The sequence below is a fragment of the Nitrincola nitratireducens genome, from assembly GCF_000585235.1.
GTDB lineage: Bacteria > Pseudomonadota > Gammaproteobacteria > Pseudomonadales > Balneatricaceae > Nitrincola > Nitrincola alkalisediminis.
In genome coordinates this window covers 64993-85470 of sequence record NZ_AONB01000003.1, presented here as the reverse complement: position 1 = coordinate 85470, position 20478 = coordinate 64993, and the positions used below count along the sequence as shown (strand labels likewise).

Below are 20478 nucleotides of genomic sequence, written 5' to 3'. Positions count from 1 at the left end.
TGCCCCTTACGGCCAACGCAATTCGACCGCATCATTACCAAATATTTCTTTAAGTGCAAGCAATTGCTCATCACTCGGCTCTAACTGCCAGTCAGCACCCAGCACTATCAACCCTTCGGCGTCTTTCCGTGAGAAACGAAGATGCACAGGGAGACGCTCCGAATCATATCGATTTTGCTCCATTTGTGTTTTTAAATACTGAAGCGTTTGACGGTGCAACACGCGCTCATCACAGCATACTTGCAATGCCAAGGCCTGCTTAGCTCGGGCTTGCACAATGCTCATCACCGTTTGCCCACGCACCTTAATGCCGCCATTATACTCATCGTTCGCAACCTCACCTTCAATGATGAGGACTTTATCCTTGGCAACAAAGCCTTTGGCAGCCTCATAGGCTTCACCAAAGAGCGTGACTTCCATTCGTGCGCTGCGATCATCAAGCGTAACAAAACACAGAGTGTCGCCTTTCTTAGTTTTCTTTAACCGTAAATCAACCACCAATCCTGCCATTTTTTGTGAGCGCCCTTTTTGCGGTTGAATTTCCACCAAGCGCCTACTAATCATTCGTGACAGTTCTTTTTCATATTCATCAATTGGGTGCCCGGTCACATAGAGTCCCAGTGTTTCTTTTTCACCAAGCAAGCGCTCTTTATCTGTCCACTCACGGACTTTTTGATAATCGGCATATGGGTCACTCGGGGTTTCCGCCTCGACATCTCCGAATAAATCAAACATGCCGGCATCTTGATTACGCGCGGCCTGATCGGCTGCTTGCAGGGCTGGACTGATCGCATTCCAAAGAACGGCGCGCCCCACATTTCCTAAACTGTCTAGCGCACCACAACGCACGAGCGCTTCCATCACTCGCTTATTTAACTTTTTAGCACCTACACGTGCACAAAAATCAAAAATATCGGTAAAAGGGCCGCCCTGCTGACGCGCAGTAACAATCGCCTCGACGGGACCCTCACCCACCCCTTTTACGGCACCTAGACCATAAATAATGTCGCCCGCCTCATTGACCGTAAACATAAATTCACTGGTATTGACATCGGGTAAGCGTAGCGTCAACTTCATCTGCCGACACTCTTCAATAAACACTACAACCTTGTCTGTGTTCTGCATATCGGACGAAAGCACCGCCGCCATGAAGGGTGCGGGGTAATAGGTTTTTAACCAAGCTGTCTGATACGACACGAGCGCATAGGCAGCAGAGTGCGACTTATTAAAACCGTAGCCTGCGAACTTTTCAACCAAGTCAAAGATATTTCCCGCAAGCCCTACATCAATGCCTTGTTTAGCCGAGCCATCCAAAAAGAACTGACGTTGTTTTTGCATTTCTTCGGGTTTTTTCTTACCCATGGCACGGCGCAGCAAGTCTGCCTCACCCAGCGTATAGCCCGCCATCACCTGAGCAATCTGCATGACTTGTTCTTGGTAGAGAATAATCCCGTAGGTTGGCTCAAGTACTGGCTGAAGGCTGTCTAATTGATAATCTGGGTGAGGCCATGCAAGTGCTGCTCGACCATGCTTACGGTTGATAAAGTCATCAACCATGCCTGATTGCAATGGACCTGGTCTGAACAAGGCCACCAATGCGATAATGTCTTCAAAACGGCTCGGCTGAAGACGACGAATCAAGTCTTTCATCCCGCTCGACTCAAGCTGAAATACAGCGGTAGTTTCAGCCCGTTGCAACAGCTTAAAGACGGCTTGATCTTCTAGGTCAATTCCTTCGATCCGTAAATCGTCTTTCCCCTGTTGGCGTCTTAATGTATTAATGGTTTTAAGCGCCCAATCAATGATGGTCAGCGTTCTTAAGCCTAAAAAGTCAAACTTGACCAGCCCCGCTTCCTCAACATCGTTTTTATCATATTGGGTAACTAGGCCTTGTCCTTCCTCATCACAATAGGTCGCGGAAAAGTCAGTCAATTTGGTCGGCGCTATGACGACGCCTCCAGCGTGCTTACCAACGTTCCGAGTGACTCCTTCTAGCTTGAGAGCCATTTCCCAGATTTCGGCAACATCTTCGCTCGATTCAATATACTCTTTAAGCGCAGGCTCTTGCTCAATCGCTTTTTCCAGCGTCATACCCACTTCAAATGGAATGAGTTTTGAAAGCCGATCTGCCATACCAAATGGCTTACCCTGCACCCTCGCAACGTCCCTTACAACCGCCTTGGCCGCCATCGTTCCGAAGGTGATAATTTGCGAAACCGCTTCACGGCCATAGGCTTCTGCCACGTAATCGATTACCCGGTCTCGATTATCCATACAGAAATCGATATCAAAGTCAGGCATCGAAACACGCTCGGGGTTCAAAAAGCGCTCGAAAAGTAAGTCGTACTCAAGTGGGTCCAAGTCTGTTATTTTTTGAGCATAGGCAACAAGGGAGCCCGCTCCCGAACCACGCCCTGGACCCACAGGAATGCCGTTATCCTTTGCCCACTGGATGAAGTCCATAACGATTAGAAAATAGCCTGGAAACCCCATTTGAATGATGATGTTTAGTTCGAAGTCTAAACGATCAAAATAGACTTGGCGCTTAGACTCATACTCAGGGTCATCTTTTCGTAAGATAAATTCAAGACGCTCTTCCAAACCCTCACAGGAGACTTTTCTAAAATAGTCGTCCATTGTCATTCCGTCAGGAATGGGGTACTCAGGAAGGTAGTAGGTACCTAACTCGACGTCTATGCTGCAACGTCTGGCAATCTCAACCGTATTTTCTAAAGCACTCGGCAAATCCGAAAACAAGCGCGCCATCTCATCTGCGCTTCGGAAATACTGCTGATCGGAATAGTCTTTAGGGCGGGAAGCATCGTCAAGCGCCCGTCCTTGATTGATGCAAACCCTTGCTTCATGAGCCTCAAAGTCATCTGCTTTTAAGAACATCACTTCATTGGTTGCAACCAATGGGCATGCAAACTGATTCGCAAGCGCGACACTGGCATGAAGCCACTCTTCATCTCCAGGCCGTCCTGTCCGTTGAACCTCCAGATAGTAGGCATCAGGGAATACATTCATCCAGTATTGAAGCGACTCTTCAGCCAGGGCGGAATTACCTGCCAAGACCGCACGCCCAACATCACCTTTTGTTGCACCGGACAGCGCTATCAGGCCTTCTGCTTTTTCTGCAATCCACTCTCGGCGAACAACTGCTCTACCGGGAAATAAATTTTGCCCTTCAGAATAGGCCCTTGATACCAACTCCATTAAATTTTTATAGCCTTTACGATTTTTGATCAGCAAGGTGAATTGAAAAGGGTCTGCACGATCATCCTGTGGGTTCACCACCCAAAAATCAACACCACAAATGGGTTTAATTCCGGCCCCTAACGCAGCCTTATAGAATTTGATGAGCGCATAGAGGTTCGTTTGATCCGTTACGGCGACCGCAGGCATACCAGCCGCTTGTGCTTGGGCGACCAATTTTTTGATACGGACAAGACCGTCGTAAAGCGAATATTCCGTATGAACGCGCAGGTGCACAAAGGAGGGTGTAGACATTTCGATTTTCCCATATTGAACACGTGGATCAAAGTTGAAGCGAATTGAGCAATCTGCTCCGCATTATGATTCGAGCAATACACGGACGGGCTTAAAGCTCCGCCGGTGCTCTTCGATGGGACCATACTCACGTAACGCGAGGAGATGTGCCTTGGTTGGATACCCCTTATGCTGGGCAAACCCATACATAGGATAGCGCTCATCTAACGCTTGCATTTCACGATCCCGAACCACCTTCGCTAAAATAGAGGCCGCACTGATTTCTGCAATTTGGTCATCTCCACCGACAATTGCTCTACTTTCATACGGCAAACTCGGACAGCGATTGCCATCTATCAGTACAAGATCCGGCGCAATCGAAAGCCCTTCAACAGCTCGAGTCATCGCCAACATCGTTGCCTGCAAGATGTTTAATGCATCTATTTCCGTAGGTGTGGCATAGGCAATTGCATAGCTGAGTGCCTTTTCACAGATTTCATCAAACAGTGCTTCTCGTTTTTTTTTGGTCAGTTTTTTTGAGTCCCGCAAGCCAATAATCGGACGCTCTGGATCCAATATTACAGCTGCCGTCACAACATTTCCGACTAAAGGGCCTCGCCCAACCTCATCAACACCAGCAATCCTAGACATTTCGAACCTCAACATCTGTAGCCAGTCGTTGCTTATCTTGCATTAGGGATATGACCGCTGCGGCTGCTTTTTCACTCGCATTCTGACGAAGTTTATGATGAATTTCGGTAAAACGATCAACCAGCGAGGCTCGATAAGCTGTGTTTTCAAGGGATTGCAATAGGGCTTCACTTAACAGATTGGGTGTTGCTTTCTGTTGCAGGAGCTCTGGCACCAAGGTTTGTTGTGCCAAAAGATTGGGCAATGACACCCACTGACTTGTAATCATTCTTGATAATATACAATAGGTGATAGGCGACAAACGGTAAGCAACTACCATCGGCTTTTTATAAAGCATAGCTTCAAGTGTGGCCGTACCTGACGCGATTAAAATCGCATCGCTTGCTTCCATCGCAATTTGGGACTGTTTGAGCAACAACTGCACATTCAGCTCAGAAAACTCGTCTGAAATAAGCGTTTGCAGCTCCTGATATCGCTTTTGATTCGCAGCTGGCAACACAAAAACAAGATCTGGATCCTGTTTAGTGAGCATCTGTGCTGTTTGCAAGAACACTTTCGCGAGCTGCGAAACTTCACTTTTACGGCTTCCAGGTAGCAAGGCCACAACACGCTTATCCAGTGCAATTTTCAAAAGGGACTTGGCATGCTCGGCATTCGGAAGTAGAGGAATATCATCGGCAAGCGGATGGCCAACAAAAGCAACTCTCTGTTGGTGCTGCTCGTAGAAGGCGGCTTCAAATGGCAGCAAAGTCAGCATCAGGTCTGTGCTTCGTTTGATTTTGAAAATACGTTTTTTACGCCATGCCCAAACGGAAGGACTGACATAATGAACCGTTGCAATTCCTGACGCTTTCAAGTGCTCTTCAAGACCTAGTGTAAAGTCAGGGGCATCTATTCCAATAAAAACATCTGGCGGGTTTTGCTTCCAGTGCTCGGCTAAACGCTTGCGCAGCTTCAGAAGTTCAGGCAAACGCCCTAGCACCTCTGTTAGTCCCATCACAGATAAGCGTTCCATTGGATAGAGACTGCGAAGCCCTTCTTCCAGCATCAAATCTCCACCGATGCCTTCAATGTCGATGTTGGAAAAATGACACTTTAATGCTTTCAACAGCCCCGCACCTAGGATATCGCCGGATGCTTCACCAGCGACTATAGCAATTTTAACCCTTTTTGAATTCACTCGCTTACCACACCCCTAACGGATGATTCCTCGTTCTGATCCCTCTAAAGAATCAATCAACACGTTTAAAGCAGGTTCCGCTTGAGAGCTTTGCTTGAGACGTGCAATGGCCTCATCAAGGGTCAAACCTTGTCGATAGATGACTTTATACGCCCTACGTATTTCAGCAAGGGTCTCGCTACCGAATCCCCTACGCTTTAAGCCCTCAGAATTAATACCGTGTGGCGTGGCAGAATTTCCGCTGGCCATGACATAAGCAGGTATGTCTTTCAGCACAACGGTACCAGCGCCACACATGACATGGGCACCGATTTGGCAAAACTGATGCACAGCCGTAAAACCACCAAGTATCGCATAATCCTGAACGCTCACATGCCCTGCAAGCGCAGCATTATTGGCCAGAATAACATGGTTGCCGACCCTGCAATCATGGGCAACGTGCACATAAGCCATGAATAAATTATGACTGCCAATCAAGGTCAAACCTTGATCTTGAATTGTGCCTCGATGAACCGTGCAACCTTCGCGAAAGACATTAAAGTCACCAATCTCTAGACGGGTGGGTTCACCGCGGTATTTTTTATCTTGGCACTCTTCTCCAATACTGGCGAATTGAAAAAAACGGTTACCCTTACCAATACGCGTTGGACCTTTGATAACAACATGTGACTCAATCTGCGTATCTTCGCCAATTTCAACATCAGGCCCAATGTAGGACCAAGGTCCAACTTTAACATTGACTGCTAACTTTGCACTCGGATCGATAATTGCCGTCGGATGAATCAAACTCACACCTTCCTATCTGCACATAAAATCGTCGCACTGCAGACGATTGCGCCATCAACGGTTGCTTTAACGGCAAACTTCCAGATACCACGTCGCTCAGATAAAACCTGAGCTTCTAACTTGACTTGGTCTCCAGGCACAACAGGACGCTTGAAGCGTAAATCGTCCGCGCCTACAAAGTAGTATATAGATCCGTCTTCTGGCGTTTTATCCATTGTTTTGAAACCCAAAATCCCAGCCGCCTGCGCCATGGCTTCGACTAAAAGAACGCCTGGCATCACGGGATGATCAGGAAAATGTCCATTAAAAAAGGGCTCGTTAACAGTTACATTTTTAATCGCAACGATAGACTCGCCAGGCACTAGCTCAAGCACACGATCCACCAACAAAAATGGATAGCGGTGTGGTAGATATTTACGGATTTCTTTTACATCCATCATTTGATATTAAACCTTATTCGTTGTCTTCTGCTAGTGTCTGTTCAAGCTTACGTACCCGTTTAGCCAGCTCGTCCAACTGCCGGAAACGCACTACGTTACGCTTCCATTGCTGATGAGGTTCCTGACCCGTTCCAGATGAGTAAGCTCCTGCTTTATCAATTGATTTACTGACCAACGTCATGGCCGTAATATGCGTATTATCCGCTATTTCAAGGTGTCCTGTAATCCCTGACATTCCGGCAATCGTACAATATTTGCCAATACGAGTACTGCCAGCAACGGCGGTACCCCCTGCGATAGCGGTGTGCTCACCTATTTGAACGTTATGCGCTATCTGGATTTGATTATCCAGTTTGACGCCTTTTTCGATGACAGTATCCGCTAGCGCCCCTCGATCAATGGTAACACTCGCCCCTATTTCAACATCATCGCCTACTCTCACGCCACCCAACTGACAGATTTTCACCCATTGCCGCTGCTCTTTCGCAAATCCAAATCCATCCGCACCCAAAACGCTGGCACTATGAATCAAGACCCGCTCACCCAAATGAACATTAGGGTACAGCGTCACATTGGCCTCTAATCGACAAGCATCGCCTACTATAGAATGCGAACCTATCACTGAGTTCGGACCGATATACACGTTGGCGCCAATCTTAACTCCGGCCTCAATAACGACATTGGCGCAAATCTGGGCCGACTCATGAACAACAGCCGTTGGATCCACAATAGCCTGAGGTGAGATACCCGGCTGAGCTGGCCGACGCCAATCATAATGATGTGTCAGCTTTGCAAACGCCAAATAAGGGTCCGCTACTATCACGGCTGAGTTCTTAACTAGGTGGGCATAATCACTTGATACCAAAATCGCAGCTGCGCCACTTTCGCTAAGCTGGTGGATATATCGTGGATTCGCAAAGAAGGAAAGTTCACCTCTACCCGCAAGATTCAGGGTATTTAATCCATTGATTATCATCGCTGGATCACCCTGAATCCTACCTTCAACAATAGAGGCAAGAGTCTGCAGAGAAAAGCCGACCTCTGAAGCCATCGGTTGTCGCTTACTGTCTATTTAAAAGTTCAATCACACGAGGTGTGATATCGATGGTACCGCTAGCATAAACAGTTGCTTGTTTTGCAAAAACAACATCAATATTTTCATTTTCAATCAAGGAGCGAATTGCCTGATCTAGCTTGGGACGCATCGACGTCAGGAACTCTTGCTCACGCTCAATTTGCTTTTCGGCCATTGCTTCACCACGTGTTTGATATTCGGTGAAGGCTTTTTGGAATTGCAGATGTAGCTGCTCCATTTCCTGATCAGGAATGAGACCTTGATTTTGCTGAATACGATCTCGTACAGCAACCGCTTGACGCTCTAATTCAATCAACGCACGTTCTTCGGCCGCAAATTCTCGCTCCATTGACGCTCTAAAATCTTCAGCTGCCTTGGAGCTCAGTAATGCTTCCTGCACGCCTAACACACGGAATCTATCTGCAAACGCTTGACTGCTGAACACAAGCATCAACAGTATTAAAGTACCTTTAATTTTCATTACTTCCCCTTAAATCAGAATGACTGACCTAGTGCGAACTGGAACACTTCCGTTTCGTCACCAGATTTACTATTTAATGCCTTACTCAACGAGATTGATAAGGGACCTACAGGGGTAAGCCAACTCAAACCAACGCCTGCTGAATAACGCAAATCTCCAAAATCAACACCCTCTTTGCATGTATTTTGAGTTGCTCCCTTTAAACATTTGGTTGTAAATACGTTACCCGCATCCATAAATACCAAGGGGCGCCATGCAGTCTTATCTTTTAAGAAGGGCATTGGAAAAATCAACTCAGCACTACCTGACACTAATACGTTTCCGCCCATCGAACGCTGGGCACTGCTGACATTTCCACGGCTATAACGAGGGCCTAAGCTATTTGCTTCAAATCCACGCACAGAGGTTAAACCGCCTGCGAAGTAGTTTTTGAAGAAGGGGAAATCTTTATCACCGTAAGTATCCGCATAACCGACACGGCTTCTCAGCGAAGCTATCCAGGTTTCATCACTATTGATTGGCCAGTAAAAACGATTGTTATACTGGGCACGATAGTAATCCAAATCACTTCCAGGAATGGAAACTTCTAAGCTCGCCCCTTGTGAACGGCCTTTGGTCGGGAAAAATCCACGATTCAGGCGATTGTCACTCCAACCTGCCGTCAACTTCCAGTTGAGGTACTCATCACCATTGTCTTGGGTGAAACGATTAATAACATCAAACACTTCAGTGCCTTGAAGGGCAAGGTTATTTTTTAGACGTAGGAACTCAACATCACCTGAAAAGCTCAAACGCTGAAAGTCATCTATCGGATAACCAAAGGTAATACCGCCACCAAACGAATCTGTGTTGTAATCACCGCGATCATCTTCGTCGAAGTTTTCTTCTCTGTAAAACACGTTAAAGCCACGACTCACACCATCGACTGTGAAGAAGGGATCTAAGTAGTTAAAGCTATACTCTGTTAAGGTTGAGCTGTTTGAGACATTAAACGCAACACTCTTACCTGAGCCCAAGAAGTTTTCTTGGGAAACACCCAATTGCAAGATAATCCCTTCACTTTGTGAGAAGCCGATACTTGCGCTTAACTGTCCTGACTGCTGCTCTTCAACAATAAACTCTAAATCGATTTGATCATCTGTGCCGGCAACTGGGCGCGTTTCAACATTCACAGAGCGGAAATATCCAGTACGCTCGATACGTGTTTGCGAACGTTCGATAGCCGCACTTGATACCACACCGGCTTCCATCTGTTCAACTTCGCGACGAATGACTTCATCAGCCGTACGTGTGTTACCCCGTATACCGATACGACGCACATAGGTTTGCTTACCTGGTTCGATAAAATAACGAATCGATACCGTGTTATCGTCATTGATTTCAGGGATTGGGCTCACATTCGCAAACATGTAGCTTGATCGCCAAGTAAACGAACAAGACGCTCTTGTGAATCGGTCATTTCTCTGCGCGAGAACACATCACCTGCGGTCATACTGAGCTTGGATTGAAGCACGTCGTCAGATACCACTAGATTTCCGACAAACACAACATCTGCCACTTTAAATTGCTCACCTTCGGTGATATCAACCGTGATAAAGACGTCTTGCTTATCCGGCGACAAAGCAACTTGCGTCGAGTCAATTGAGAAGTTGATATAACCGCGGTCTAAGTAGTAAGAGCGTAAACGCTCTAGATCCCCAGACAGTTTTTCACGAGAATACTGATCGGACTTCGTGTAAAAAGACCAAAAATTCGGCAACTGAAGGGTAAACAGATCCGTCAATTCTTTATCTGTAAAAACGGTGTTCCCCACAATATTTATATGACTGATGCTCGCCACACGGCCTTCAGTAATATTAATGTTCAATGCCACACGGTTACCCGGCAGGTTCTCAACTTCAGTGGTTATATCGGCACCGTAACGACCCTGCGTGGTGTAGACTCGCATTAAATCAAGTTCGATTTGATCAAGTGTTGCTCGACGGAAGATATCGCCCTCTTGAAGGCCTGACTGCTTCAAACCTTCGCGTAACTGTTCTTCCTTGATGGCCTTGTTGCTTCAATGCGAATAATCGCAACGGCAGGTCGCTCACGCAAGACAAGTACTAGCACGTCATTTTCACGCACTAACTGCACATCTTCAAAGAATCCTGAACGAAAAAGTTGGCGAGTCGCGGCAGCAAGAGCCGCCCCATCCACTTGATCTCCGGTTGCGATAGGAAAATTACGGAAGACGTTGCCTGCGTCGACCTGCTGCAATCCTTCGACTCGAATATCATTGACCACAAAGACATTGTCTGAGTGGGCAGGTGCGACCCAAAGGAGTGAAACTAAAAACAATGTGAGCGTGCGTTTCATGCCAAAAATTCTTTTTGATAGTTTCAGTTAAAGTAGTCTCTACGCGTTAAAGACGAGCGATATCATTAATGATTGCAAGCGCCATAAGGCTGAAAAGTAGGAACATCCCTATTTTCAGGCCAAACATCTGCACTTGCTCACTAACTGGCTTACCTCTAATCAGTTCAACCATATAATACATCAGATGACCGCCATCTAGCATCGGTATTGGAAGTAAATTCAAGATTCCAAGACTGATACTAAGGTAAGCAAGGAAGCTAATAAAGGTTTCCAAACCGGATGCTGCCGAATCCCCCGCCACTTTAGCAATGGTAATCGGTCCACTCAAGTTTTTTACAGAAATAACACCGACAATCATCTTTCGAATGGAATCCAAGGTCAACATAATCATCTGACCTGTTTTTTCAACCCCCATTTTTAAAGCGACAATCGGATTGTAGCGAACCTCTCGAATCATATCATCTGGCCAAGTGGTTGCTGCAACACCCGCACCTATGTATCCCGTTACAACACCTTGTTCACTGTGACGTGCAGCTGGCACAACTTCAAACTCCAAACGCTCACCGTTACGCTCTACCAATACATTTAAGCGCTCACCCGCACTGCCCTGCACTTTTTCAACCAACTGCTGCCAGCTTTCAATCCACTCATCATTAACGGCCACAATGCGGTCACCCGTTTTTAAACCCGACAATGCGGCTTGACCATCGTCTAACAACTGCCCCAAAACAGGTGCAACATCTGGCCTCCACGGCATAAACCCCATTGCAGTAATTGGTGATTCACGCTCAAGATCAACGCGCCAATTGTTTAATTCAACTTGGTATACCCGTTCACTGCGACCAGGCTCAGCAGCGATTACAGTCACTTGCCCTGTCTCACCTATCCTTGCCGCCAAGCGCAGATTAACCTGATCCCAAGAAACAACCTTATAGCCATCAACACTCAGAATTTCTTCACCCGGGTTTATACCGGCCATGGCCGCAGGCGATCCTGGACGCACATCACCCACTTTAGGAACAATAACCTGAGTTCCGACAACAAATAAAAACCAGTAGGCTAATACGGCAAACAACAAGTTCACGATAGGACCTGCGGCGACAATCGCAATTCGCTGCAACACAGGCTTGTTATTAAAGGCTTGATGTTTGAACTCAGGCGGAACATTCCCTTCACGTTCATCCAGCATGCTGACATATCCACCCAAGGGAATCATTGCAACGGCATAGACAGTATCATCGCGGCCTTTCCAGCTAAACAAGGGCTTACCAAAACCAACAGAGAAACGCAGCACCTTGACACCACAACGCCGAGCAACCCAATAATGACCCCACTCGTGAATAGTCACCAGTATTCCCAACGTGACTAGGGTTGCTAAAAGTGTCTGCAATACGCCCATTAACCGTCTCTCAAATTATTTGCATTTAAAAAGGAGGTGCCATTTGTAGCCCGAACAAAAACACAGGGGCCGCCGCCGTTAAACTGTCGATTCGATCCAAGACTCCACCGTGCCCTGGAAGCAATGTGCCGCTGTCTTTAATTCCTCGCTCTCGCTTAAACATGCTTTCGAACAAATCACCCAAAACCGAAGCCATAGCGGTTACAATTGACAACAGAACCAAATAGACCAACGCTGCTCCAGTTAGTTCGTTCCATATCGAGAAGGATAGCGCAATAAACATACACACAGCCAAACCACCGACGAAGCCTTCAATCGTCTTCCCTGGGCTGACATTGGGCATCAACTTATGCTTTCCTAAGGCTCGACCCGCAAAATAGGCACCAGTATCCGCGCCCCAAACCAAGAGAAGCAATAGTAGTATTAACATTTCGCCATTGGGCATCTCTTTCAAGCGCACCAAAGCCAACCAAGCGGGTATTAAAACAAACATCCCAATAATAAGTTTATGCCCTCGTGCTCGCCATTTAATCTCGGAGGGGTAACGTAACACTAACACCAAAGCGCCTAACCAAAATGCAACCGCCGATATCGTAATAATGGCTGCAAGTGCATCATCCATCCCCACGAATAACAACAAGATTAAAACGGCCAACATCACAACATAGGCAATGCGCCCAATGGGCTTAAAGCGACAAAAGTTTGACCATTCCCAAGCACCATATACGGTTGCGGCCCCCACTATCAAAGAAAACAGCCACAATGGCACCCACCAAACAGTGGCTAAAATCCCTACACCTAAAATAAGGCCTGTAATGAGTCGTTGTTTAAGCAATGTGATTAGCCTCTATCTGCTCACCGGTTTTACCGAATCGACGCTGACGCTGGCTATAGTCCTTAATTGCACTTGATAATTGGTGTTTATCAAAATCTGGCCAGTATGAATCACTGAAATAAAGTTCAGCATAGGCCATTTGCCAGATCAAAAAATTACTGATTCGTTTTTCCCCACCTGTTCGTATACAAAGATCAGGATCTGGGAAATTGGCTAGTGATGTAAAATCATGAAAAGTGGTTTCATTTATGTCAGATGGCGTCATCTGACTTTCGAGACAACGCTGCGCAATCAATTTTGCGGCATTCGTTATATCCCAGCGACCACCATAATTGGCAGCGACATTCAGAATCAACTTCGAATTATTTTCAGTCAATACTTCAGCCGCTTTCATTTTTTCTTGTAATTTCATTGAGAATCGAGAGCGATCACCAATGATATTTAAACGTATACCATGCTTGTTGAGTTTTTTAACCTCTCGATTTAACGAGATAAAAAACAAATCCATCAAGCCTCTAACCTCAGGCTCAGGACGTTTCCAGTTTTCACTGCTAAATGCAAACAAGGTTAATACACTAACACCTTCCTCTAGACACCCCTCAATGACACTGCGCACACTGGCTACACCCGCTTTATGGCCTGCCAATCCAGGTAAGCGGTGTTGCTTTGCCCAACGATTGTTTCCGTCCATAATGATTGCAATATGACGAGGTATACTCGTATTTGGGATCGATGTAAGAGTCATTTGATTAGACATAGTAGACGTCAGCGAGGCTTAGCGCCTCGCGTCCATAAATAGTTGTTATATTTCCATTAACTCTGACTCTTTATGAGCCAGCAATGCGTCCACTTCAGCCACATATTTATCGGTTAGTTTTTGAACTAAATCTTGACCGCGACGATCATCATCTTCGCTTATTTCTTTACCCTTAAGGGCGTCTTTAAAACTTGAGTTCGCATCACGGCGTATGTTACGAATTGCGACCTTTGCACCCTCTGCTTCTGCACGCGCTTGGCGTGTATATCCCTTACGCGTCTCTTCAGTTAGAGCAGGCATGGGGACTCGAATCACATCGCCCGATGTATTTGGATTAATTCCCAAATCCGACTTCATGATGGCCTTTTCGATTTCTGGCACCATTTTCTTTTCCCAGGGAACGATGGTGAGCATGCGCGCATCTTCAACCATTACGTTTGCAACCTGCTGAATCGGCACTGGCGAACCATAATAGGACACTTGAATACTATCCAATATACTGGGATGCGCACGCCCTGTACGAATTTTTTTAAAATTGTCTACAAGCGACTCCGTGCTCTTTTTCATACGAACTTCGGCATCGCGGATAATTTCATTAATCATTTGAACCTCCTGCTTCAGGACCTGCATCAATCAACGTACCTTCATCTCCACCCATAACCACATTGACCAGGGCGCCGTGTTTATTCATATTAAACACTCGCACAGGCATATTGTGGTCACGCGTGAGACAGATCGCTGTCATGTCCATTACACCTAATTGTTTTTCCAACACCTCGTTAAAACTCAGGTGCGAGTAACGAGTAGCGGTTGGGTCTTTCATCGGATCTGCAGTGTAGACACCGTCAACCTTTGTCGCTTTAAGCACAACATCCGCTTCAATTTCAATTCCGCGCAAACACGCCGCCGAATCCGTCGTAAAGAACGGATTTCCAGTACCTGCTGCGAAAATAACCACATCGTTTTGACGCAGATATCGCATTGCATTTCGACGGTCGTAATGGTCAACCACACCACTCATTGGGATAGCAGACATCACTCGGGTCGCAATATTACAACGTTCAAGCGCATCACGCATCGCGAGAGCATTCATAACTGTCGCCAACATTCCCATGTGATCACCTGTAACACGGTCTAAACCTGCCGCATTCAGTGCCGCTCCACGGAAAAGGTTACCCCCACCAATAACGATACCAACCTGAACACCGATACCAACCAACTGACCTATCTCTAGCGCCATGCGGTTCAACACTTTAGGGTCTATACCAAAGTTTTCGTCACCCAATAATGCTTCACCACTCAGTTTCAGCAAAATACGTTTATATCTTGATTGTTTGTCTGCGCTGGGCATGAGTAGCTTCTCCGCTCGAATAAGATGAGGTAGTGTACAAGAAAAACGAAGACGTCGCGCTGATTTTTTCAGCGCGACAGAAGCAGCCCTGCGAGCGAGGACTACTGAACACGATCAGCCTTTTAGCTGCTCTGCAACTTCAGCAGCGAAGTCTTTTTTCTCAACTTCGATACCTTCACCCACACCGATGCGTACAAACGCAACAACATCAGCGCCAGCTGCTTTTACCAATTGGCCAACGGTCTGCTCTGGGTTTTTAACAAACGCCTGTTCAACCAAGCTGTTTTCAGCAAGGTATTTTTTGATACGACCAACAGCCATTTTTTCTTTGATTTCTTGTGGCTTACCTTCCATATCCGGTTGAGCCATAATAATATCTTTTTCACGATCCAGTTCTTCCTGAGGCATATCTTCAGGACGAACAACACGTGGATTCACTGCCGTTACATGCATTGCAACATCACGCGCAATTTCAGCATCACCCGCTGTTAACGAAACAACAGTCGCAAGACGGTTGTTGCTATGAACATACGCATCAACAACCGCACCTTCAACCAAGAATGCACGACGAACGCTGATATTTTCACCGATTTTCTGAACCAACGCTTCACGAGCAGACTCAAGATCACCCGCCATCAAGCCTCGATATCCGTTTGCTTATCAGCAAACGCCTTCGCCAACACGCTTTCAACGAAACCAAGGAAGTTATCATCACGAGCAACGAAGTCAGTCTCTGAGTTCACTTCCAACACAACAGCGTAGCTATTGTCATCAGCAACTTTAACGGCAACAACGCCATCAGCCGCAGTACGACCTGCTTTCTTTGCTGCTTTCATTCCTGATGATTTACGCAGATCGTCAATCGCTCTTTCGATATCGCCTTCTGCTTCAACGAGTGCTTTTTTGCACTCCATCATACCCAGACCAGTACGCTCACGAAGCTCTTTAACCAGGCCTGCAGAGATGTTAGCCATGTTGATTTCCTCTCAAAATTTTTACGTTTATCTGAATCGAAAAAAGGGGAGCCGCGCTCCCCTCATTGCGAATCAATCAAGTTAATCCTGCGAGTGTGACAAACTGATTACTCAGCAGCCTGCTCTTCGACTTCTACGAATTCGCTAACCACACCTACGTTTTGACCAAGACCTTCGATGCACGCATCAGCAACTGACTGAGCATAGATCTGGATAGCACGCAGCGCATCGTCATTACCAGGAATGACGTAATCAACGCCATCTGGGTTGCTATTCGTATCAACGATACCGATAACAGGAATACCCAGTTTGTTCGCTTCGTTGATAGCAATACGTTCATGATCAACATCGATAACGAACAGAGCATCAGGCAAACCGCCCATATCCTTGATACCACCGATTGACAATTCAAGCTTTTGCATTTCGCGAGTACGCACCAATGCTTCTTTCTTGGTCAACTTATCGAAAGTACCGTCTTGTGACATCGCTTCCAATTCACGCAGACGACGGATCGACTGACGAATTGTTTTATAGTTAGTCAACATACCACCTAACCAGCGGTGGTTAACGTAAGGCATACCCGCGCGTTGCGCTTCTTCCCTGATAACCTTGCTTGCCGCACGCTTGGTTCCAACAAACATAATTTTGTTTTTGTTGGACGCCATGTTTTGCACAACATCTAACGCACCATTCAGTGCAGGAAGCGTATGCTCTAGGTTGATGATATGAATTTTGTTACGCGCGCCAAAGATAAACTTGTTCATCTTTGGATTCCAGTAACGAGTCTGGTGACCGAAGTGAACACCTGCTTTTAGCAAGTCACGCATTGAAACTTTTGCCATTGTATCTATTCCTGTAAAAGTGGGTTTAACCTCCACCTATCCCATCTTTCCACTGCAAGCGCAGCACCCAGAAAGTATGTGCCGATAAGTGTGTGTGTTAAGTGTGCTTTACGCACGATTTTTGGGAGGGCATTTTATAGCATAAGATGGCTTTTTTTTAAAGCGTCTGCACTAAAATTCGATTTAAAAAGTCATACAATCCCATCATGAGGCCACTCACTCTACTGAAGAGTTATCACTCACTCTTGAATTTAGCTACAATAGACTATTAGTAACTTTACGTCTGTGAGATTCGGAGCATCTGTAGCACCATGAGCATTACCATTAAAACGCCTGAAGAAATAGGGAAAATGAGAATAGCAGGGCGCCTTGCGGCCGAGGTTCTAGAAATGATTGAACCTTTCGTTAAAGTCGGCGTAACCACTGACGAGCTCAATCAAATTTGTCATGATTATATCGTCAACACCCAAAATGCGATCCCTGCACCACTCAATTACCACGGCTTTCCTAAGTCAATCTGCACGTCAGTCAATCAGGTGGTTTGTCATGGCATCCCGAATGATAAAAAACTTAAAAACGGTGACATCGTCAACATAGACATTACCGTTATTAAGGATGATTATCATGGCGACACCAGCAAAATGTTTTATGTAGGCGACGTCGCACCTCACGCGCAACGCCTATGCGAAGTCACACAAGAGTGCCTTTACAAAGGCATAGAACTTGTCAAGCCCGGGGCTCGCTTGGGTGATATTGGCTTTGTTATTCAGCAACATGCAGAAAAAGCACACTATTCGGTGGTCAGAGAGTACTGCGGCCACGGCATTGGAAAAGAATTCCATGAAGACCCACAGGTGCTTCATTACGGACGTCCGAACACAGGAGATGTGTTACAGGAAGGCATGATTTTCACCATTGAACCTATGATCAATGCTGGCAAGCGTCACGTAAAATTATCCAAACGCGATGGCTGGACAGTAGAGACGGCTGACAAACGTCTTTCAGCACAATGGGAGCACACAATTTTGGTCACGGCGGATGGTTACGAAGTACTCACTCGACGCAACGAAGAATCTTTTTAACACCTTCTGCATCTGGAGATAATCTATGGGCGCTACGAGCCAGTCTGTTTTTGCCGTGCCTGAATATCTTGACCCCTTGGCACTGGAAGAAGCCTTAGCCAACACTAAAAACGCGCTTCCTGTGTACCGTCAAGCATTGGACAAAGCCAAGACCTTAATGGACGAAGCCTTCTGCAACCAAGCAGACATACGCAAGCTGATTTATGGCCGCGCATGGATTATCGACCAAATACTCTGCTCCATCTGGAAGCGCTTTGATTGGCCCCATAAAGACAAACTCGCACTCGTAGCTGTCGGCGGATACGGGCGGGGCGAACTGCACCCCTACTCCGATGTTGACATTCTCATTTTAACCGATGGCATTAACCCTGAGACATTCTCTGACACCATTAGTGCGTTTCTAACATTTCTATGGGATATCAAACTCGACATAGGCTCAAGCGTTAGAAGTATTGATGAATGCTATGAAGCCTCCCGTAACGATATCACCATCGCAACCAACCTGATCGAGTCAAGAACCTTAACAGGTAACCCCGACCTACAAATCAACATGTACCAGCGCGTCACATCAGAAGAAGCCTGGTCAGACAAAGAGTTTTTCAAAGCAAAACTTGAAGAACAAAACCAACGCCACGAAAAAACCAACGATACCGCTTACAACTTAGAGCCCAATTTAAAAAACTCACCTGGAGGGCTTCGGGACATCCAGACCATCGGCTGGGTTGCAAAGCGCCACTTTGGAGCAACCTACTTACACGATCTTGTTCACCATGGTTTTTTAACCGACTCCGAACTCGATACGTTAAACAAGGGGGAGCTTTATCTTTGGACACTGCGTTATGCACTGCACATGATCAGTAAGCGACGTGAAGATCGTCTTTTGTTCGACCATCAGCGCAGCTTGGCCAAGTTTTTTGATTACAAAGATCAAGACAGTGGTTTAGCGGTTGAGCAATTCATGAGCAAATACTACCGAGTGGCGAAAGCCATGTCCGGTTTTAACGATATGCTACTGCAGTATTTCGATGAAGTTATTCTACGCCGCTCAGACAAGCCCCGCATTGAGCCTTTAAACAATCGCTTCAAAATTCATGATGACTACATTGAGGTTGCATACGATCGCGTATTCGAACACCATCCTTTCGCACTCATGGAATTGTTTGTTCTACTGGCGCAGAACCCTCAAATAAAAGGCGTGAGAGCATCGACCATTCGCCTTATCCGCGAGCATCGTCACCTGATTGATGATGAGTTTCGCAACGATCTACGCAACACGTCACTATTCATGGAACTCTTGCGCTCACGCGAAGGGGTTTCGACCCAGCTCAGACGCATGAATCGCTATGGAATTCTTGGTCGCTACCTGCCAGAGTTTGGGCAGGTTGTTGGACAAATGCAGCACGATCTCTTCCATATTTACACTGTCGACGCTCATACCTTAAAAGTCATCCAAATGATGCGTCAATTTCGACATGAGTCCATGCAAGAGCACTTCCCTCTCGCCCACCGCATTATTAATCAACTGCCCAAAATTGAGCTATTATATATCGCTGGCCTCTACCATGATATCGCTAAAGGGCGAGGCGGTGATCACTCCGAACTGGGCGCTGATGATGTGATTCAATTTTGCAAGCGACATCATATTGGCAAATGGGACACACACTTGCTGGCATGGCTGGTTAAAAACCACTTAAAAATGTCGATGACAGCACAGCGGCGCGATATTTCGGATCCAGATGTTATCAACCAATTTGCACATGAAGTGCGCGATATAATTCATCTAAATTATCTTTATGTACTCACCGTTGCTGACATCAACGCAACCAACCACAGTTTGTGGAACAGCTGGAGAGCGACGCTGCTGCGCCAGCTTTACACGGAAACTAAGCGCGCGTTGAGACGCGGTCTTGAAAACCCGATCAACAAAGAGGATCGCATTGAACAGCTACAGCAAGAAGCGATGATCATGCTCAATCAAATGCAGATGGATGTTGCAGCTGTTCATACATTTTGGGAAATGCTTGGCGATGAATACTTTCTCAGAGAAGATGCGACAAATATTGCATGGCACACCCAAGCCATTCTAGGGCACGGTGACCGTCCGCTACCACTCATCCTTGTGCAAAAAACCTCGTATCGCCTTTACGAAGGCGCGACTGAAATCTTTATTTATGCGGATGACCTTCCCCAGCTTTTTCCAGCGACGGTGGCCGCATTAGACCAACTGCATTTAAACGTGCTGGATGCTCGAATCATCCCGACGGATAATGGCCGCACATTGAACACCTACACTGTATTATCCGAGGACAACAAACCCCTACCGGACAATCCTGAGTACTTAAGCCGAATTCAAACAGCCCTTACCGAAGAACTCGATGACCCCGATGACTTCCCTGAAATCATTCAACGCCGAGTTCCACGCGTGCTTAAGCTGTTCGCCATTCCAACAAGCGTCAATTTAAGCAACGATCCGAGCACACACCAGACCGTATTAGAAGTTTTCACGTCTGATCGTCCCGGACTTCTGGCACGCTTAGGTCGGATTTTCGTTGATTTCAATATTTCAGTCCGCAAAGCAAAAATTTCAAATGTTGGCGAGCGAGTCGAAGACTTTTTCTTTATCACGGATGCCACAGGACACCCGATTAGCGACCCTGATTTATGCGCAAGACTGCAACAGACCATTTGTGAAAAACTTGACGAACACATTCAACACTCTAACTAACTTGTTTAAAACGAAAAAACGGGTAAAGTAATATTAATGATGGCCGATATATA

Annotated in this window: 18 protein-coding genes and 1 pseudogene; 2 read left to right on the top strand and 17 right to left on the bottom strand. The window is 46.4% G+C overall.

Features of this window, described 5'->3' with window-relative positions; genetic code table 11:
• Nucleotides 1-6: 6 nt before the first annotated feature.
• The 17 genes and pseudogenes from dnaE to rpsB form a co-directional block, all read right to left on the bottom strand.
• A complete protein-coding gene (gene dnaE / locus D791_RS04330; protein WP_036508297.1) occupies nt 7-3510 on the bottom strand; it encodes a DNA polymerase III subunit alpha in 3504 nt (1167 codons plus the stop codon).
• A 63-nt stretch (nt 3511-3573) separates the two neighbouring features.
• Nucleotides 3574-4140, bottom strand: a complete 567-nt coding sequence (gene rnhB, locus D791_RS04325) for a ribonuclease HII (RefSeq protein ID WP_237748515.1) — start codon at nt 4138-4140, stop codon at nt 3574-3576.
• Nucleotides 4133-5320 carry a lipid-A-disaccharide synthase gene (lpxB, locus tag D791_RS04320; protein WP_036508292.1) on the bottom strand — a complete coding sequence of 396 codons (1188 nt, stop codon included), beginning with the start codon at nt 5318-5320 and terminating at the stop codon, nt 4133-4135. The genes rnhB and lpxB overlap by 8 nt, the downstream gene beginning before the upstream one ends.
• Nucleotides 5321-5335: 15 nt before the next feature.
• Nucleotides 5336-6106, bottom strand: coding sequence for an acyl-ACP--UDP-N-acetylglucosamine O-acyltransferase (gene lpxA / locus D791_RS04315; RefSeq protein WP_081763723.1), 771 nt, complete (start codon nt 6104-6106; stop codon nt 5336-5338).
• A 2-nt stretch (nt 6107-6108) separates the two neighbouring features.
• Entirely contained in the window at nt 6109-6546 is a 438-nt protein-coding gene (fabZ, locus tag D791_RS04310) for a 3-hydroxyacyl-ACP dehydratase FabZ (protein WP_081763722.1), read from the bottom strand.
• 13 nt (nt 6547-6559) lie between these two features.
• Nucleotides 6560-7597 carry a UDP-3-O-(3-hydroxymyristoyl)glucosamine N-acyltransferase gene (lpxD, locus tag D791_RS04305; protein WP_036508287.1) on the bottom strand — a complete coding sequence of 346 codons (1038 nt, stop codon included), beginning with the start codon at nt 7595-7597 and terminating at the stop codon, nt 6560-6562.
• 10 nt (nt 7598-7607) lie between these two features.
• On the bottom strand, nt 7608-8102 hold the full coding sequence (locus D791_RS04300; protein ID WP_036508284.1) for an OmpH/Skp family outer membrane protein: 495 nt from the start codon (nt 8100-8102) through the stop codon (nt 7608-7610).
• A gap of 14 nt (nt 8103-8116) precedes the next feature.
• Nucleotides 8117-9511 (bottom strand): outer membrane protein assembly factor BamA, encoded by a 1395-nt coding sequence (gene bamA / locus D791_RS20695; protein WP_237748514.1) that lies wholly within the window; start codon nt 9509-9511, stop codon nt 8117-8119.
• Nucleotides 9496-10122: a POTRA domain-containing protein gene (locus D791_RS20690; RefSeq protein ID WP_237748513.1), complete on the bottom strand. Its 627-nt coding sequence runs from the start codon at nt 10120-10122 to the stop codon at nt 9496-9498. The genes bamA and D791_RS20690 overlap by 16 nt, the downstream gene beginning before the upstream one ends.
• A complete protein-coding gene (locus D791_RS20685; RefSeq protein WP_237748512.1) occupies nt 10119-10460 on the bottom strand; it encodes a POTRA domain-containing protein in 342 nt (113 codons plus the stop codon). The genes D791_RS20690 and D791_RS20685 overlap by 4 nt, the downstream gene beginning before the upstream one ends.
• A gap of 46 nt (nt 10461-10506) precedes the next feature.
• On the bottom strand, nt 10507-11859 hold the full coding sequence (gene rseP, locus D791_RS04290) for an RIP metalloprotease RseP (RefSeq protein WP_036508281.1): 1353 nt from the start codon (nt 11857-11859) through the stop codon (nt 10507-10509).
• A 25-nt stretch (nt 11860-11884) separates the two neighbouring features.
• A complete protein-coding gene (locus D791_RS04285; RefSeq protein WP_036508279.1) occupies nt 11885-12694 on the bottom strand; it encodes a phosphatidate cytidylyltransferase in 810 nt (269 codons plus the stop codon).
• A complete protein-coding gene (uppS, locus tag D791_RS04280) occupies nt 12687-13451 on the bottom strand; it encodes a polyprenyl diphosphate synthase (RefSeq protein WP_081763721.1) in 765 nt (254 codons plus the stop codon). Before uppS ends, D791_RS04285 begins: the two co-directional genes overlap by 8 nt.
• A gap of 45 nt (nt 13452-13496) precedes the next feature.
• Nucleotides 13497-14054 carry a ribosome recycling factor gene (frr, locus tag D791_RS04275; protein ID WP_036508277.1) on the bottom strand — a complete coding sequence of 186 codons (558 nt, stop codon included), beginning with the start codon at nt 14052-14054 and terminating at the stop codon, nt 13497-13499.
• A complete protein-coding gene (gene pyrH, locus D791_RS04270; protein ID WP_036508274.1) occupies nt 14047-14802 on the bottom strand; it encodes a UMP kinase in 756 nt (251 codons plus the stop codon). Before pyrH ends, frr begins: the two co-directional genes overlap by 8 nt.
• 114 nt (nt 14803-14916) lie before the next feature.
• Nucleotides 14917-15776 (bottom strand): annotated as a pseudogene (gene tsf, locus D791_RS04265) (translation elongation factor Ts).
• Between the two features lie 107 nt (nt 15777-15883).
• Nucleotides 15884-16618, bottom strand: a complete 735-nt coding sequence (gene rpsB, locus D791_RS04260; protein ID WP_036508272.1) for a 30S ribosomal protein S2 — start codon at nt 16616-16618, stop codon at nt 15884-15886.
• 311 nt (nt 16619-16929) lie between these two features.
• On the opposite strand from rpsB, the gene map reads away from it, so the two are divergent.
• The gene (gene map, locus D791_RS04255) at nt 16930-17700 is read left to right on the top strand and encodes a type I methionyl aminopeptidase (RefSeq protein WP_036508271.1); all 771 of its coding nucleotides are present in this window, start codon (nt 16930-16932) and stop codon (nt 17698-17700) included.
• A gap of 25 nt (nt 17701-17725) precedes the next feature.
• A complete protein-coding gene (locus tag D791_RS04250; protein ID WP_081763720.1) occupies nt 17726-20425 on the top strand; it encodes a [protein-PII] uridylyltransferase in 2700 nt (899 codons plus the stop codon).
• The last annotated feature ends 53 nt before the right edge of the window (nt 20426-20478 follow it).

Coding starts and splice junctions, on each gene's coding strand:
- frr (WP_036508277.1), bottom strand. CDS start 14,054: ATGATTAATGAAATTATCCGCGATGCCGAAGTTCGTATGAAAAAGAGC.
- pyrH (WP_036508274.1), bottom strand. CDS start 14,802: ATGCCCAGCGCAGACAAACAATCAAGATATAAACGTATTTTGCTGAAA.
- D791_RS04300 (WP_036508284.1), bottom strand. CDS start 8,102: ATGAAAATTAAAGGTACTTTAATACTGTTGATGCTTGTGTTCAGCAGT.
- fabZ (WP_081763722.1), bottom strand. CDS start 6,546: ATGATGGATGTAAAAGAAATCCGTAAATATCTACCACACCGCTATCCA.
- rnhB (WP_237748515.1), bottom strand. CDS start 4,140: ATGTCTAGGATTGCTGGTGTTGATGAGGTTGGGCGAGGCCCTTTAGTC.
- map (WP_036508271.1), top strand. CDS start 16,930: ATGAGCATTACCATTAAAACGCCTGAAGAAATAGGGAAAATGAGAATA.
- uppS (WP_081763721.1), bottom strand. CDS start 13,451: ATGTCTAATCAAATGACTCTTACATCGATCCCAAATACGAGTATACCT.
- rpsB (WP_036508272.1), bottom strand. CDS start 16,618: ATGGCAAAAGTTTCAATGCGTGACTTGCTAAAAGCAGGTGTTCACTTC.
- lpxD (WP_036508287.1), bottom strand. CDS start 7,597: ATGGCTTCAGAGGTCGGCTTTTCTCTGCAGACTCTTGCCTCTATTGTT.
- dnaE (WP_036508297.1), bottom strand. CDS start 3,510: ATGTCTACACCCTCCTTTGTGCACCTGCGCGTTCATACGGAATATTCG.
- bamA (WP_237748514.1), bottom strand. CDS start 9,511: ATGTTTGCGAATGTGAGCCCAATCCCTGAAATCAATGACGATAACACG.
- rseP (WP_036508281.1), bottom strand. CDS start 11,859: ATGGGCGTATTGCAGACACTTTTAGCAACCCTAGTCACGTTGGGAATA.
- D791_RS20685 (WP_237748512.1), bottom strand. CDS start 10,460: ATGAAACGCACGCTCACATTGTTTTTAGTTTCACTCCTTTGGGTCGCA.
- D791_RS04250 (WP_081763720.1), top strand. CDS start 17,726: ATGGGCGCTACGAGCCAGTCTGTTTTTGCCGTGCCTGAATATCTTGAC.